General features: G+C 58.7%; 15 protein-coding genes. 10 read left to right on the top strand and 5 right to left on the bottom strand.

What is annotated here, in order from left to right; all coding sequences use genetic code 11:
• Positions 1–346 precede the first annotated feature (346 nt).
• The 10 genes from ACR0NA_RS12875 to lpdA all read left to right on the top strand — a co-directional run bounded on the left by ACR0NA_RS12875 (position 347) and on the right by lpdA (position 12,583).
• Positions 347–1,654 carry a Hint domain-containing protein gene (locus tag ACR0NA_RS12875; RefSeq protein ID WP_480729409.1) on the top strand — a complete coding sequence of 436 codons (1,308 nt, stop codon included), beginning with the start codon at positions 347–349 and terminating at the stop codon, positions 1,652–1,654.
• 366 nt (positions 1,655–2,020) lie between these two features.
• Complete coding sequence (gene sucC, locus ACR0NA_RS12870) at positions 2,021–3,214, top strand: ADP-forming succinate--CoA ligase subunit beta (protein WP_170654678.1); 1,194 nt, start codon at positions 2,021–2,023, stop codon at positions 3,212–3,214.
• Between the two features lie 84 nt (positions 3,215–3,298).
• On the top strand, positions 3,299–4,180 hold the full coding sequence (gene sucD / locus ACR0NA_RS12865) for a succinate--CoA ligase subunit alpha (RefSeq protein WP_058278790.1): 882 nt from the start codon (positions 3,299–3,301) through the stop codon (positions 4,178–4,180).
• Positions 4,177–4,938: an alpha/beta hydrolase family protein gene (locus tag ACR0NA_RS12860; protein WP_480729408.1), complete on the top strand. Its 762-nt coding sequence runs from the start codon at positions 4,177–4,179 to the stop codon at positions 4,936–4,938. Before sucD ends, ACR0NA_RS12860 begins: the two co-directional genes overlap by 4 nt.
• Before the next feature lie 91 nt (positions 4,939–5,029).
• Positions 5,030–5,584, top strand: a complete 555-nt coding sequence (locus tag ACR0NA_RS12855) for a DUF805 domain-containing protein (protein WP_480729407.1) — start codon at positions 5,030–5,032, stop codon at positions 5,582–5,584.
• Positions 5,585–5,596: 12 nt separating this feature from the next.
• Positions 5,597–6,331: a sulfotransferase family 2 domain-containing protein gene (locus ACR0NA_RS12850; RefSeq protein ID WP_480729406.1), complete on the top strand. Its 735-nt coding sequence runs from the start codon at positions 5,597–5,599 to the stop codon at positions 6,329–6,331.
• A 39-nt stretch (positions 6,332–6,370) separates the two neighbouring features.
• Positions 6,371–9,328, top strand: coding sequence for a 2-oxoglutarate dehydrogenase E1 component (locus ACR0NA_RS12845; RefSeq protein ID WP_480729405.1), 2,958 nt, complete (start codon positions 6,371–6,373; stop codon positions 9,326–9,328).
• Positions 9,329–9,331: 3 nt separating this feature from the next.
• Positions 9,332–10,849, top strand: a complete 1,518-nt coding sequence (odhB, locus tag ACR0NA_RS12840; protein WP_480729404.1) for a 2-oxoglutarate dehydrogenase complex dihydrolipoyllysine-residue succinyltransferase — start codon at positions 9,332–9,334, stop codon at positions 10,847–10,849.
• 1 nt (position 10,850) lies between these two features.
• Positions 10,851–11,120, top strand: coding sequence for a hypothetical protein (locus tag ACR0NA_RS12835; RefSeq protein WP_480451514.1), 270 nt, complete (start codon positions 10,851–10,853; stop codon positions 11,118–11,120).
• A gap of 74 nt (positions 11,121–11,194) precedes the next feature.
• Entirely contained in the window at positions 11,195–12,583 is a 1,389-nt protein-coding gene (gene lpdA / locus ACR0NA_RS12830) for a dihydrolipoyl dehydrogenase (RefSeq protein ID WP_480729403.1), read from the top strand.
• Positions 12,584–12,638: 55 nt separating this feature from the next.
• Here the strand turns inward: lpdA and ACR0NA_RS12825 are convergent, their stop codons facing one another.
• From ACR0NA_RS12825 to ACR0NA_RS12805, 5 genes are read right to left on the bottom strand one after another with little or no spacing between them, the layout of a single operon-like run.
• Positions 12,639–13,280, bottom strand: a complete 642-nt coding sequence (locus ACR0NA_RS12825; RefSeq protein ID WP_480729402.1) for an N-acetylmuramoyl-L-alanine amidase — start codon at positions 13,278–13,280, stop codon at positions 12,639–12,641.
• 60 nt (positions 13,281–13,340) lie between these two features.
• The gene (locus ACR0NA_RS12820) at positions 13,341–13,946 is read right to left on the bottom strand and encodes a pyridoxamine 5'-phosphate oxidase family protein (RefSeq protein WP_480729401.1); all 606 of its coding nucleotides are present in this window, start codon (positions 13,944–13,946) and stop codon (positions 13,341–13,343) included.
• On the bottom strand, positions 13,933–14,673 hold the full coding sequence (locus ACR0NA_RS12815) for a lysophospholipid acyltransferase family protein (protein ID WP_480729400.1): 741 nt from the start codon (positions 14,671–14,673) through the stop codon (positions 13,933–13,935). The genes ACR0NA_RS12820 and ACR0NA_RS12815 overlap by 14 nt, the downstream gene beginning before the upstream one ends.
• The gene (locus tag ACR0NA_RS12810; RefSeq protein ID WP_480729399.1) at positions 14,673–15,572 is read right to left on the bottom strand and encodes a cell division protein FtsX; all 900 of its coding nucleotides are present in this window, start codon (positions 15,570–15,572) and stop codon (positions 14,673–14,675) included. The genes ACR0NA_RS12815 and ACR0NA_RS12810 overlap by 1 nt, the downstream gene beginning before the upstream one ends.
• On the bottom strand, positions 15,569–16,246 hold the full coding sequence (locus ACR0NA_RS12805; RefSeq protein WP_480729554.1) for a cell division ATP-binding protein FtsE: 678 nt from the start codon (positions 16,244–16,246) through the stop codon (positions 15,569–15,571). The genes ACR0NA_RS12810 and ACR0NA_RS12805 overlap by 4 nt, the downstream gene beginning before the upstream one ends.
• Positions 16,247–16,375 lie beyond the last annotated feature (129 nt).

Here is a 16,375-nt window from a genome sequence, read left to right as displayed (position 1 = left end):
GGCTTCTTTTTTGATGAATCAGCCCTGAACAGAAAAGCAGAGGCCTTGTTCCCTCGGGTCATTGCCTCGGCCCGGCATCGAGCGACAGGTTTCGTATTTACCGGCAAGGACTCATCGAACCACCTCAGCACGTCGGCTTTTGATTTATTGCTGCTCAAAACAAATTACCGGGCAAGAATCATATCAACTGGAACTCGAGGTATTACGTTACGTAAACATTTGTAATTCAATGATTTTTCGCCCATAGAAACTGGAATTTTGCCACAATTTCGGTAGATAGCCTCGGCGACTTTGGACAAGACCCGAGTGATCTATTGATTTTCGCTTGAAACAAGGAGCGTTTGGTTTGGGAACCTTTACATACACCAATACATTTGATCCCGACGGCGACGGCGACAATCTTAACGGCGCCACGGAATACGGAACAAACGGTACCAATCTGGGGGTTCTCAACTCGCCCAATTCTGGCGACGGCGACAACGAATTCGTCTTTTATTCGGGACAGGGTGAGGAAAACCGGCTGGACCTCAACGCCAACCTCAGCGGATCGGAACGGGTGAACCATTTCGACGCCAATATGACGTTGGATTTCATAACCGCGCCCGGCCCGTGGGGCGATGGCGAATCCGACGGTTTGACTTTCAACCTTGGCGACCCGGCATCGCTGAGTTCGACCGAGGAACAGGGGGTTTCAACCGGGCTTTCCATTCGCCTTGCCCCCTTTAACTGGGGGACAGCGGGCTATTCAGGCAATGTGATTGAAATTCGTTGGAACGGCGCGATAATTGGCTCCACCTCCGTCAGTGACATGAGCTCGCCTGCTGCTGCAGATTTTTCAGTCAGCGTCGATGCCTCTGGAAACGTGACCGCCAGTTTTGGTCCCGACACCGTCAGTGGCTCTATTCCGGGTAACGAATGGATAACAACCAGCCAGGATGGCTGGGACTTCGTCATGGGCGGAAGAACCGGTGGGAACGCTGGTCAGGTTTACATCGACGATGTGGATCTGACAGCCAATACCGTTTGCTTTTCCGCAGGAACCCTGATCGAAACGCCAAGCGGGCCTGTACCCGTGGAAAATCTTGCACCCGGTGACGAAGTCCTGACCTTGGACAACGGGCCGCAAACGATACGTTGGATCAATGCCCGAACAATTCACGCAAATGAGTTACAGGCAAAGCCCAACCTTCGCCCGATCGTCATTCATGCCGACGCGCTTGGGGACGGGTATCCCAAAACCGATCTGCATGTTTCAAGACAGCACCGCGTCATGGCCCGGTCCCCAATAGCTGAACGTATGTTTGGCGACCGGGAAATTCTGATTCCAGCGGTGAAGCTAACCGACCTTCCCGGTGTCTGCGTCGACACAGATGCAGATTGCGTCACATACGTCCATTTCCTGTGCCAGCGCCACGAGGTCGTATTCGCGAACGGTCTGCCCAGCGAAACGTTGTTGTTGGGGGAAGAGGCGCGCAAAACGCTTGGGCAGGACGCGCTGGACGAGATACGGGCCATTTTTCCGGATGCTGAGACGCAAGGGTTATTGACCGCAACGGCAAAGGTTGTCCCGGATCGACGCAGGCTGAGCAAGTTCGTAGCGCGGCATCAGACCAACGAGAAACCGCTGGTGGAATTGGCCCAGGCAGAAAGCTGATAATTCGGAAGTGTCTGATTGCGTCTCTGGCGCCTGCTCTTGATGGTTTTCGCAAAACCCGGTGTCGGTTGACATCGGTCATGACCGGTGGCTTGGGTCATTCAATAAATATGCTAAGTTGCGGTCTTCGCGCTCAACGTCGGTAATGTTGGCGCAAACGTCTTTTTTGGATGCGTTTTTCCCTGCTTGCCTACAAATTTCGAATCATTTGCGTGCAACTTCAATTTTGTGATCACACCCCAAAAACCCGTGATCACAAATATGAAAAATCTTCGACAAAAAACCGTTACACGTCAAAAAACCCTTTAAACTTGATCCCTAGACACGCCTATATCGGTGTAATCGTAGTCAGACGGGACAATTTCGATGAACATTCACGAATATCAGGCCAAAGCCCTTCTTCGCAGCTATGGGGCTCCGGTCTCGGATGGCCGCGTTGTTCTGCGCGCGGAAGAGGCGAAGACGGCTGCCGGTGAACTGGACGGCCCCCTTTGGGTGGTCAAGGCACAGATTCATGCGGGCGGGCGCGGCAAGGGGTCGTTCAAGGAAGCCGACGCCGGGGAAAAAGGCGGCGTGCGCCTGACCAAATCGGTCGAGGAAGCCGCCGAGGAAGCCAAGAAGATGTTGGGCCGCACGCTGGTCACCCATCAGACCGGACCGGTCGGCAAGCAGGTCAACCGTATTTACATCGAAGCAGGTTCGGGGATTGAACGCGAACTGTATCTCGCCCTTCTGGTGGATCGTCAGACCAGCCGCATCTCGTTCGTTTGCTCGACCGAAGGCGGCATGGACATCGAAGAGGTGGCCGCAGCCACGCCCGAGAAAATCCTGTCCTTCTCGGTTGACCCGGCCACCGGCTATCAGCCCTATCACGGCCGCCGCATCGCGTTTTCGCTGGGCCTGCAAGGTGCTCAGGTCAAGCAATGCGTCAAGCTGATGAACCAGCTCTACAATGCCTTCATCGAGAAGGACATGGAGATGTTGGAGATCAACCCGCTAATCGTGTCCGACGGCGGCGACCTGAAGGTACTGGACGCCAAGGTCGGCTTTGACGGCAACGCGGTCTACCGCCATCCGGATATTGCCGAGCTGCGCGACACGACCGAGGAAGACCCCAAGGAACTGGAAGCGTCGAAATATGACCTGAACTACATCGCGCTGGATGGCGAGATCGGCTGTATGGTTAACGGTGCGGGTCTGGCGATGGCTACGATGGATATCATCAAGCTGTATGGTGCTGAGCCTGCCAACTTCCTCGACGTGGGCGGCGGCGCGACCAAAGAGAAAGTGACCGAAGCGTTCAAGATCATCACCTCGGACCCGCAGGTCAAAGGCATTCTGGTCAACATCTTCGGCGGCATCATGCGCTGTGACGTCATCGCCGAAGGCGTTGTCGCCGCGGTGAAAGAGGTCGGCCTGAAGGTGCCGCTGGTCGTGCGTCTGGAAGGCACGAATGTCGAAAAGGGCAAAGAGATCATCAACACCTCTGGCCTGGACGTGATCGCGGCGGACAACCTGAAAGACGGTGCCGAGAAGATCGTGAAGGCCGTCAAAGGTTAATCTCAATTCCGTGGGGTGGGCTTCGGCTCACCTTTCCGAAGAATTCTGGCAGGCCGCGGCCCGCCTAAAATAGGAGAACGCCAGATGGCAGTCCTCATCGACGAAAATACCAAAGTGATCTGTCAGGGCTTTACCGGCTCGCAGGGCACATTCCACAGCGAACAGGCCATCGCCTATGGCACCAAGATGGTCGGCGGTGTGACGCCCGGCAAAGGTGGGATGACCCATCTTGACCTGCCCGTGTTCAACTCGGTCCACGAGGCAAAGCACGTGACCGAAGCCAATGCCAGCGTGATCTATGTGCCGCCGCCCTTTGCAGCGGACTCGATCCTCGAAGCGATTGATGCCGAGATGGAAGTGATCGTCTGCATCACCGAAGGTATCCCGGTTCTGGACATGATGAAGGTGAAGCGTGCACTGGAAGGCAGCAAATCGCGCCTGATCGGCCCGAACTGCCCCGGTGTGATTACTCCGGACGCCTGCAAGATCGGCATCATGCCCGGTCACATCCACAAGCGCGGCTCGGTCGGCGTTGTGTCGCGTTCGGGCACCCTGACCTATGAGGCCGTCAAGCAGACCACCGATGTGGGGCTGGGCCAGTCCACCTGCGTGGGTATCGGCGGCGATCCGATCAAAGGCACCGAGCATATCGACGTGCTGGAATGGTTCCTGGCCGATGACGAGACCGAGTCCATCATCATGATCGGTGAGATTGGTGGCTCGGCCGAGGAAGAAGCCGCGCAGTTCCTGGCGGACGAGGCCAAGAAGGGTCGCAAAAAGCCGACCGCCGGTTTCATCGCAGGCCGCACGGCCCCTCCGGGACGTCGCATGGGCCACGCTGGCGCCATTGTCGCCGGTGGCAAGGGCGGTGCCGAGGACAAGATCGAAGCCATGCGCAGTGCCGGCATCGTCGTGGCCGAAAGCCCGGCGCAGCTGGGTGAGGCTGTGCTGGAAGCGATTGGATGAGCCGGCTGGCCGGATTACGTTTAAGCTTGGCGGCCCTGCTATGGGTCGCCTTTTCGGCATTTGCCTTTGCACAATCTCCCAGCCCTCTTCAGGGCAAGGTTTTTGGATCAGGGAATAAGGCTCTGGTCGTTGTGCTTCACGGGGATGTCAGCAGTGGCGGACCGGCCAACTACCATTATAACATTGCCTCGAAAATCGCGTCAGCCAACCGGGGTGTTACTGTGCTTGCCCTGTTGAGGCCGGGATACGGGGACGGGTCCGGATTGAAATCCAAAGGGTCCAACAACAATCGCCGCGATCACTATACAAAGCGAAACAACGGCCTGGTTGCTCAGACCATTCAGGACATGGCGCAGCAGATCGGAACAAGCAAAGTTGTTGCCGTCGGACATTCCGGAGGTGCGGCACAGGTCGGCGGTGTTTTGGGGTTGGCCCCGGGATTGGTTGACAGTGCAGTACTTGTGTCCTGCCCTTGCGACATCTCGAAATGGCGCAACATGCGCGGACGGTCCGCCTGGACAAAAAGCGGCAGTCAGTCGCCGCACAAACAGGTCAAAAAAATCGCCCGCGGAACGCGTATTACGCTCGTCGTTGGGACTGATGATAACAACACGTTTCCGGTACTCAGTGAGGACTATGTGAGCAAGGCGGCATCGCGCGGTCTCAATGCTAAACTGGTGACCGTGCGCGGTGCCGGACACAACTTCAATGCACTTCAGGGCACGGTCCTGAAAGTTGTAAACGGTGAGGTTAGATAACAAGGATGGCATGCGGTCAGTTGCATACCATATTCCGCGCATTCCGGTGCGTGGATCTTGTATTCTCAGGCCAACTGAGAGGGTGCGTTCAATGACCTTCTCCGACGCAGTCCGCACCTGCTTTGCCAAGTTCTTCACCTTTTCGGGGCGCGCGTCCCGCCCAGAATACTGGTTCTTTTTCCTGTTCATCGTGATCTGGAACATCATCGCCGGGATCATCGACTGGCAGTTCTTCACACAGGTCTCGGTAGCCGAAACCGATGAGGTGAAATCCGTCACCGCCACGTCCTCGCGCCCGGTGCAAAGCATCGTGGGGCTGATCGTGTTCATCCCGCATCTGGCCGTAGCCTTCCGCCGGATGCACGACACCGGGCGCAGTGGGATTTTTGCCTTGCTGCCGATCCTGCTTATGGTTGGTGCATTTGCGGTTCTGATCTTTGGTATCGGCATCGCCAGCCAGTTCCACGGCGGCACGATGGATATCCTTCTGACCCGAGCAACGCTGCTGGTGGTTATTCCAACACTGCTGGTTCTGTTTGTGTCGCCCCTTCTGGTGCTGTGGTGGCTGACGCGACCCAGCCAGCCAGGCACTAATCAATACGGTCCAAACCCATCCAATGAATCCCAACGGCCGAGTTCGAGTTAATGAGTAAGGTAGATGCCGATAAATCGTACATCGGGAAGGATCAGTGAAATGGTTCTCGTTTGTTATGAACACCGCTTCATATATTTGAAGACGACAAAGACGGCGGGTACTTCGGCGGAAAAGGCTTTGCAGCCTTTGTGCGAAGAGCCTGGTCTGGGTGTTTTGCAACCTGGAGAGGTCCGCACTTCCAGATATGGGATAGTGGGCGCCAGAGGAGAGGTATCGGACCGGCGGCGGCCAAAATGGCATTTCTGGCGCAACCACCCATGGCGCAATCACATGCCTGCCCAGGAGGTCAAAGAAAACCTGGGGCGCAGGACATTCGAGTCCTACACAAAGATCGCAAACGTGAGAGATCCGTTTGACAGGGCGGTTTCACAGTTTCACTTCAGGAAGCATCGGCGAAACCTTCCGTCTGAGGACGCAAGTACAGAATTCAAACAGTTCAGAGCTTTCATCCTGTCAGAAAACTGGAGCAACGATTGGGAAATCGTGTCGGTCGACGACAAGTTGATCATCAATCGTTTTATTCGAAAAGAACATCTGCTTTCCGACCTGAATGAAATCTATGCTGGCTTTGGGCTGGTGGAGAACAGCTTTGATCTGCCTCATGAGAAGTCAATGAGTGAACGACGAAAGGATATCCCTGTGTCCGATTACTTCGACCCGGAAACGATAGAAATCGTGCGGCGAAAGATGGACTGGGTCTTTGAGGCTCTGGATTATCCGGACCACCCGCAAAACTGAAATCAGAAACGTAACCGCCTACCCATTCGAGGTCCCACAATGACCGAACAAACGCCCAACTCTGCCTTTCATGCCTCAAGCTTTATGCAGGGGCACAATGCCGAATATCTGGAGCAGTTATACGCCCAGTACGCCAAGGACCCCGGCGCGGTGGATGCCGCCTGGGCCGAGTTTTTCAAGGCCATGGGGGATGCCGAGCCGGATGTTCGCAAAGAGGCCGAAGGGCCGTCATGGGCGCGCGCCGACTGGCCGCCGATGCCAAGCGATGACCTGACGGGCGCACTGACCGGTGAATGGGCCGAGGTCGACGCCAAAGCGGCCGGCACCAAGATCAGGGACAAGGCCGCCGCGACAGGCGTCACGGTCAGCGACGAACAGATCAAGCGCGCGGTACTGGATTCGATCCGGGCGCTGATGCTGATCCGAGCCTATCGCATCCGGGGCCATCTGGTAGCCGATCTGGACCCGCTGGGCATGCGCGCAACCACGCCACATCCCGAGCTTGATCCAAAGACCTATGGCTTCACCGACGGGGACATGGATCGCCCGATCTTTATCGACAACGTGCTGGGCCTGCAGATGGCCAGCATGCGGCAGATCGTCGAGATCGTAAAGCGCACCTATTGCGGCACATTCGCGATGCAGTACATGCATATTTCCGATCCCGAACAGGCCGCCTGGCTGAAGGAACGGATCGAGGGATATGGCAAGGAAATCTCTTTCACCCGCGAGGGGCGCAAGGCCATCCTGAACAAGATGGTCGAGGCCGAAGGGTTCGAGAAGTTCCTGCATGTCAAATACATGGGCACCAAGCGGTTCGGCCTGGATGGCGGCGAGGCGCTGATCCCCGCGATGGAACAGATCATCAAGCGCGGCGGTGCGCTGGGTCTTGAGGATATCGTGATCGGGATGCCGCACCGCGGGCGTCTGAACATTCTGGCCAACGTGATGGCCAAGCCCTATCGCGCCATTTTCAACGAGTTTCAGGGCGGCAGCTTCAAACCTGAAGAAGTCGATGGATCAGGTGATGTGAAGTATCATCTGGGTGCATCCAGCGATCGCGAGTTTGACGGCAACACTGTGCACCTGTCGCTGACGGCCAACCCGTCGCACCTCGAGGCGGTCAACCCGGTTGTACTGGGAAAGGTCCGCGCCAAGCAGGATCAGAAAAAGGACAGTGACCGCACCCGGGTAATGGGCATTCTGCTGCATGGGGACGCGGCCTTTGCCGGACAGGGTGTGGTGGCCGAAGGGTTTGGCCTGTCGGGCCTGCGCGGACACAAGACGGGCGGCACGATGCATATCGTGGTGAACAACCAGATCGGGTTCACCACCGCACCGCATTTCAGCCGGTCCAGCCCTTACCCGACCGACATCGCACTGATGGTCGAAGCGCCGATCTTTCACGTGAACGGTGACGACCCCGAAGCGGTTGTGCACGCGGCGAAGGTGGCGACCGAGTTCCGTCAGAAGTTCCACAAGGACGTGGTCATCGACATCTTCTGCTATCGCAGGTTCGGTCATAACGAGGGCGACGAGCCCATGTTCACCAACCCGATCATGTACAAGAAGATCAAGACCCATAAGACCACGCTGAGCCTGTATACCGAGCGACTGGTCAAGGACGGCCTGATCCCCGAGGGCGAGATCGAGGACATGAAGGCCGCGTTCCAGGCGCATCTGAACGACGAGTTCGAGTCCGGAAAGGACTATAAGCCGAACAAGGCCGATTGGCTGGACGGCCGCTGGTCACACATGGACAAAAGCAAAGAAGAATATGTGCGCGGCGAAACTGCGATCACGCCGGAAACACTGGCCGAGGTTGGGGCATCGCTGACCCGCGCGCCCGAGGGGTATGCCCTGCACAAAACCGTGGGCCGCCTGCTGGATCACAAGAAGCAGATGTTCGACAGCGGCACGGGCTTTGACTGGGCCACGGGTGAGGCGCTGGCCTTTGGATCACTGCTGACCGAGGGTTATCCGGTGCGTCTGGCCGGGCAGGACGCAACGCGCGGTACCTTCAGCCAGCGTCATTCCGGGTTCATCCATCAGGAAACCGAAGAACGGTATTATCCGCTGAACAACATTCGCGCGGGGCAGTCGAATTACGAGGTGATCGACTCGATGCTCAGCGAATATGCGGTGCTGGGCTTTGAATACGGATATTCGCTGGCGGAACCCAACGCGCTGGTTCTGTGGGAGGCGCAGTTCGGCGATTTCGCCAACGGCGCGCAGATCATGTTCGATCAGTTCATCAGTTCGGGCGAAAGCAAGTGGCTGCGCATGTCCGGTCTGGTCTGTCTGCTGCCGCACGGCTTTGAGGGGCAAGGCCCCGAACACAGTTCGGCGCGGCTGGAACGCTATCTGCAGATGTGCGGGCAGGACAACTGGATCGTGGCAAACTGCACAACGCCTGCAAACTACTTCCACATCCTGCGCCGTCAGCTGCACCGGACCTTCCGCAAGCCGCTGATCCTGGTGACGCCCAAATCGCTGCTGCGCCACAAGCTGGCTGTCAGCACGGCCGATGATTTCACCACCGGGTCCAGTTTCCACCGGGTGCTGTGGGATGACGCGCAGAAAGGCAACTCGGACACCAAGCTGGTCAAGGACGACAAGATCAAGCGCGTGGTGATGTGTTCCGGCAAGGTCTATTTCGACTTACTGGAAGAACGCGACGCGCGTGGCATCGACGACGTCTATCTAATGCGGATCGAGCAGTTTTATCCCTTCCCGGCGCACTCGCTGATCAACGAGCTTGAGCGCTTCAAAGGGGCCGAGATGGTCTGGTGTCAGGAAGAACCCAAAAATCAGGGGGCCTGGACCTTTATCGAGCCCAATATCGAATGGGTGCTGACCCGCATCGGCGCCGATTACAAACGACCCCGCTATGTGGGTCGCGCAACTTCGGCCTCGCCCGCGACGGGTCTGGCCAGCCAGCACAAAGCCCAACAAGAAGCGCTCGTGAACGAAGCGCTGAGCATCGAAGGAAAGTAAGCGATGACGATTGAAGTTCGTGTTCCCACGCTTGGCGAGTCGGTAACCGAAGCCACGGTTGCGACATGGTTCAAGAAACCCGGCGACGCCGTCGCGGTTGATGAGATGCTCTGTGAGCTGGAGACCGACAAGGTAACGGTCGAGGTACCCTCGCCCGCCGCCGGTGTCATGGGCGAGATTGTCGCCGCCGAAGGCGAGACAGTGGGTGTCAACGCCCTGCTGGCCACCATCACTGCCGGAGAAGGGGCTGCACCGGCACCTGCTGCGGCGCCTGAACCGACGGTTGCACCAGCCCCCGCAGGCGGCAGCGTCGACGTGATGGTGCCGACACTGGGTGAATCGGTCAGCGAGGCGACCGTTTCGACATGGTTCAAGAAAGTCGGCGACAGCGTGGCGCAGGACGAGATGCTGTGCGAGCTGGAAACCGACAAGGTCTCGGTCGAGGTTCCGTCCCCTGCGGCGGGTGTCCTGGCCGAGATTGTGGCCCCCGAAGGCACAACCGTGGACGCATCGGCCAAACTGGCCGTGATTTCGGGCTCCGCATCGGGCGCAAGCCCGGCTCCTGCGGCCCCCGCAGCGGCGGTGACGCCTGCGGTTGCCACCGGCGCCGCCAAGGATGTGGCCAATGCACCATCGGCGGAAAAGGCCATGGCCGAGGCCGGATTGTCTGCGGATCAGGTAACCGGAACAGGACGCGACGGACGCATCATGAAAGAAGACGTGGCAAAAGCCGTCGCAGCGGCCACGGCACCGGCGCCTGCAGCCGCGGTACCCGCCCCTGCGGCACAGGCCCCGCGTGCACCAGTCGCCGCCGAGGATGCGGCGCGCGAAGAACGCGTGCGCATGACCCGTTTGCGCCAGACCATCGCCAAACGCCTGAAGGACGCCCAGAACACCGCCGCCATCCTGACCACCTATAACGAGGTGGACATGACCGAGGTGATGGCCCTGCGCAATCAGTACAAGGACCAGTTCGAAAAGAAGCACGGCGTGCGTCTGGGCTTTATGTCCTTCTTCACCAAGGCCTGCTGTCATGCGCTGAAAGAGGTTCCCGAAGTCAACGCCGAGATCGACGGCACCGACATCGTCTACAAGAACTTCGTGCATATGGGCGTTGCCGCCGGGACCCCACAGGGTCTTGTGGTGCCGGTGATCCGCGATGCCGATGCGATGTCCTTTGCAGCCATCGAGAAAGCCATCGCCGAAAAAGGCAAGCGCGCCCGCGAAGGTAAGCTGAGCATGGCTGAGATGCAGGGTGGCACTTTCACCATCTCGAACGGTGGCGTCTACGGCTCGTTGATGTCTTCACCGATTCTGAACCCGCCGCAGTCGGGAATCCTGGGTATGCACAAGATTCAGGACCGCCCGATGGTCATCAACGGCGAGATCAAGATTCGCCCGATGATGTATCTGGCCCTGTCCTATGATCACCGGATCGTTGACGGCAAAGGTGCCGTGACCTTCCTTGTCCGCGTGAAAGAGGCGCTGGAAGACCCGCGCCGCCTGCTGATGGATCTGTAAAATGGCGACACATGTACTCTGGCAGGCCGATGTGGCCGATTTCGATGTCTGGCTGAAAGTGTTCCGCGAGGACAAACCGATGCGCAAGGCCGCGGGTATCCGCGACCTGCACGTCTGGCGTGATCCAGATCAGAAGGATCACGCGATCGCCATGTTCGAGGTCACGAATCTGGACAAGGCCCGGGCCTTTTTCGGATCTGAGGAACTGTCTATGCACCACGAACGCGGCGGTATTGCGCATATCTCGATCAAGCTGCTGGAACCTGTTTGAAGAACGACGTGCAGTGATCCGGCAAGATCGGATCCTGCAGACACCGGTCAACCCGGTCGATTTAGGAGAGTATAATGGCTAACTATGACGTCATCGTAATCGGCGCCGGGCCCGGCGGCTATGTCTGCGCCATCCGCTGCGCGCAACTGGGGTTGAAAACCGCCGTTGTCGAGGGGCGCGAGACGCTGGGCGGCACATGCCTGAACGTCGGCTGCATCCCGTCCAAGGCGCTGCTGCATGCCAGCCACCAGTTGCACGAGGCCGAGCACAACTTTGCCAAGATGGGTCTGAAGGGTAAAACCCCTTCGGTCGACTGGAAACAGATGCTGGCCTACAAGAACGAAGTTATCGAAGGCAACACCAAGGGCATCGAGTTCCTGTTCAAGAAGAACAAGATCGACTGGATCAAGGGCTGGGGATCGATCCCTGCCGTCGGCAAGGTTCAGGTGGGTGACGAGGTTCACGAGGCCAAGAACATCATCATCGCATCCGGCTCCGAAGCGGCCTCATTGCCCGGTGTGGATGTTGATGAAAAGGTTGTCGTGACGTCGACAGGCGCGCTTGAGCTGGGCAAGATTCCGAAAAAGATGGTCGTGATCGGCGCGGGTGTGATCGGGCTGGAGCTGGGCTCGGTCTATAGCCGTCTGGGTGCCGAGGTGACGGTGATCGAATTCCTCGACGTGATTACACCCGGCATGGATGGCGAGGTGCAGAAAACCTTTCAGCGTATCCTCAAGAAGCAGGGCCTGAAGTTCATCATGGGCGCGGCGGTGCAAAAGACCGAAGCGACCAAGACCAAGGCCAAGGTGACCTACAAGCTGCGCAAGGATGACAGCGAGCATGTCATCGACGCGGATACCGTTCTGCTGGCCACCGGTCGCCGCCCTTATTCCGAGGGTTTGGGGCTCGACGCCTTGGGCGTCGAGAAGACCAAGCATGGCCAGATCAAGGTCGGCGCGGACTGGCAGACCAATATTCCCGGCATCTATGCCATCGGCGACGTGACCGAGGGGCCGATGCTGGCGCACAAGGCCGAAGACGAGGGCATGGCCGCCGCGGAACAAGTGGCGGGCAAGCATGGTCATGTGAACTACGGCGTCATTCCCGGCGTGATCTACACTGCGCCCGAAGTGGCCAACGTGGGTGAGACGGAACAGACGCTCAAGGAACAGGGGCGCGCCTACAAGGTGGGTAAGTTCATGTTCATGGGCAACGGACGGGCCAAGGCCACGCTGGCGCCGGACGGGTTCGTGAAGATCCTAGCCGACAAGGAAACCGACCGCATTCTGGGGGCGCATATCATCGGTCCGGCAGCGGGTGAATTGATTCACGAGGTCTGTGTCGCGATGGAGTTCGGCGCATCCGCCGAGGATCTGGCCCTGACCTGCCATGCACATCCGACCTATTCCGAAGCAGTGCGCGAGGCAGCTTTGGCCTGCGGCGACGGCCCGATTCACAGCTGACTCAGAACAGCCACTGGGCAAAGCATTCAGGGCGTGCAGATTTCTGCGCGCCTTTTTAGTGCGCCAGCAAGGCCTGAATTTCACCATTAAAGTAGAACTGGCGCCATTCGTCGGTTGCGTTACCCAACACGTTTTCACCACGGGCAATGACCCTGATAGCTTCGGCAACCGCTGCCTCGGTTACGACACCAGCAGCTGCTGCAGGCGCGACGCCCCCATTTGCCCGCGCCACCTCGACCAGTCCCCTGATCTCATCAGTGTTGACCTTGTGACCGGGACAGGATTTTGACGTCTTGGCGTGATCGCCCAGAATGCCCGCAGCGACCAGATCATTGACCTCGCGATGGCCGAGGATGTTCTGGGTCGGAACCGAGTACTTTTCGGCGAGGCTTGTCAGCAATTTCACCAGCGAGACTTTCTGCGCGTTTGTGAAATCGGATTTGTTGCCGTGACCTGCACAGCAGATTCCCAGAGATATTCCGTTTGCCCCAAAGACCTGCGCGCCGTCCCTGGTTTCCGGACGCCCCGCCTCCACCAACCCGTCGGGCTTGGTGTCATGCCGGTCATCCGTGATGACGTAGTGATAACCTATGCCGTTCCAACCTTTGGCTCTGTGCCATTCATCGATCTTTTGCGCATCCACATTACGAATGTCTGCAGCGGCTGTGTGAAAAAACAAATACTTAACATCAGGCATGCAATTCCCTTTCTGAAAAATATGCCGACATAATAGCACATTTTCAGCATCTGGTCTTGCTCACCACATCGTCTTTGCTGCGCGCGCGCCCCATTCCTGATCATAGCGCGCGCCGCCTTCTTCTCCGTCTGTCATCTCGGCCAGTATCTCACCGACGGTTGGCAACTCCGGACTTTCATCCGCGCCCGCCCAAGTTTTCGCCCGGATGAGGGCGCGGGCGCATTGTGTGTAGATTTCTTCGATCTCTACCACGATCACGGTCGCAGGGCGTTTTCCGTTCTTTTCAAACCGATCGCGCAATGCCTCGTCTGCAGTCAAGCGCGCCCTGCCGTTCAAACGCACCACATTGTTCGATCCAGGCACCATGAACATCAGCGCCACGCGCGGGTCACGCACGATGTTGCGCAGCGAATCCAGCCGGTTGTTGCCGCGCCAGTCCGGCAAGGCCAGCGTACCCGGGTCAAGCTCGAGCACCACCGGCCCATCGTCGCCACGCGGGCTGCCATCGACGCCTTCCGGTCCGACCGTGCTGAGCACGCAAATGCGAGAGGCCATGATCCATTGCCGATAAAGCGGCGTCAGGCGGCGGGCCACCTTGCGCAAGGCCGGAGCACCCGGGGAACCATAAAGCGCTTCAAGCGCCGCAATATCTTTAATGAACTGCATCCGGATCAAACCCCACTTCGCGCATCAGTTCGTTCGAGCGCGTCTCGACCAAATCCTCGAGCCGTGCCATGAAATCGTTTTTCCGGACCCCCGGTGCGATCGGTTCAAGAAATTCCACAATCGCGTGGCCGGGTTTGCGCAGGATGCCTGTTCTGGGCCAGAAAACCCCCACATTTGTCGCCGCCGGAACACAGGGGTTTTCAAGCCCTTCGTACAGAACGGCGGTACCGACCTTATAGGGTTTCTTCGCCCCCGGTGCGACCCGAGTCCCTTGTGGATAGATCACCAGCTGGCCGGGTTCAGAGAATTCGCGGGCGACGTCCTTGACCATCTTTGCGATCGCAGCACCCTTCCTGCCTCGGTCGACGGGAATGCACCCGAGCCGCTTGGCGTATATGCCGATGATGGGTGTCCACAAAAGCTCTCGTTTCATGATGAATTTAGCATGCGGCACGGCGTCGAAAATGATCAGAATGTCAAAGAACGACTGGTGTTTCGCCGCGATCATCACTTCGCCGGTCGGGACCGGTCCGCGCACCTCGCTGCGGATGCCGACCATCCATCGCGCCAGCCAGATCGTACTGCCCGCATACAGCTTGCATGCCTGCAAGGCGCCTCTTTTGGTGACCAGTGCATAAGGCGCAAACAGAAGCCCCAGAAACAGCATCCAGACGTACATCAGGATCGTGAAAACAAGCGACCGCACCCACTGAATTGCCAGGGCCATCACGAAAGCTCCTTTAACTTGCGGCGCGCCGCGTTCCATGTGGCGAAAAACGCCACGACTGCACCCAACAGAGGGATCAGGGCGGGCAGAACCCAGCCGATGCCCTGAAACCCAAGACCGGTCAGAAACCCGCCCGCATCGGATGCCTCGGGCAGCAGCAGCACGCCGGTCATGCCAAACAGCGTTCCGACGGCAGAACCGAACAGGGCGCGATAGGTAAAGCGGCGCACGAAAGCGCCGGCGATGAAGCGGTCTTTTGCCCCGATCAGGCGTAACACCTCGATCACCTGCGCGTTCGCAGCCAGCGAGGCATTGGCTGCCAGCGTGATCATTGCCGCAGTGGCCCCGCCAATCAGCAGGATCGAGATCAGGCCCAGACGCCTGAGCGAGATGGCGGCATCCACCAAAGGTTCGCGCCAGCGCGTATGATCGTCCAGCACGGCGCCCGGAACCTCGGCCCCAAGCCGCAGGCGCAGACCCATGGTGTCGATGCCCGGCTCACCTTCGGTAATCTCGATCAACTGGGGAACCGGCAGGCTGTCGAGCGGCAGGTCGGGGCCGAACCACGGGGCCAGCAACGCCGCCTGTTCTTCGGTTGTCAACGCCCGGGCCGAGGCAACGCCGGGGGTTTGCTGCAGAACCTTCAGCGCCGTCTCGGTCTGTGCTGCGCGCTGATCGGCGGGCGCATTGATGCGCAACGTCGCGGCGCCCGCAAGCTCTGAGGCCCAGCGGTCGGCCAGACGGCCAGACGCAAGCGAGAGCGCCAGCGCAAAAACAGCCAGAAAGGCCATGGCCCCTGACACAAAAAGGGTTAACTGCGCCGTGATCCCGGTTGGCGGCACCACCCGGTCGGCGCGTTTGTCTGCATGCAGCAGATTGCGGATGTCGCCCTTGCTCACAGGTCTGCCCCCGCCAGTTGCAGGCGCCGCTGCGAGATACGCAGAACGCGCGCCTGAATCTGGCTTTTTGCAGCGCGGATCAGGCTCAGGTCGTGGGTTGCGATCAATACAGTTTTGCCCATCCGGTTCAGCTCGACCAGCAGGCGCAACAGCCGCTGCGACATGTCCCAGTCCACATTGCCGGTCGGCTCGTCAGCCAGCACCACATCCGGCGAAAGGATGACCGCACGGGCCAGCGCCGCGCGCTGTCGTTCACCACCGGACAATTCAGGCGGAAGCGCGTCCAGCCGGGAACCCAGCCCCACCCATTGCAGCAACTCGTTCAGGTTGTCCTGTTCGTCGGCCACTCCGCGCCCCGACACCATCAGCGGCAGCGAGACGTTTTCAGCCACCGTCATGTGATCGAGAAAGCGGCAGTCCTGATGCACCACCCCGATCCGGCGGCGCAGCACGGCCATCTGGTCCCGGTCCAGTCCAGCGACGTTTTCGTCAAAGACACTCAGCCGCCCTGCGGTGGGCAACAATGCACCATAACAGAGCTTGAGAAGCGTGGTCTTTCCGGCCCCGGATGGGCCGGTCAGAAAATGAAACGAGCCGGGCTTTAACTGCATCGAAACGTTGCTCAGCAACTCCCCTCCGCCGTAGCTGTAGCTGACGTTTTCCAGCTCGATCACACCTGCCCCCTTTGGTTTGGCGTTCTTCTTGCCCCAGCCCCCGGACAGTTTCAATGCCGGTAGCGGGTCGAATTGGCGACACTTGCCTCACGAAACCGAAAACGCCCTTTGCTCGCAGGTATTAACGGA

The organism is Ruegeria sp. C11, assembly GCF_056537725.1.
The sequence above is the reverse complement of the archived record's forward strand: the minus strand, read 5'-3'. Positions and strand labels throughout refer to the sequence as shown.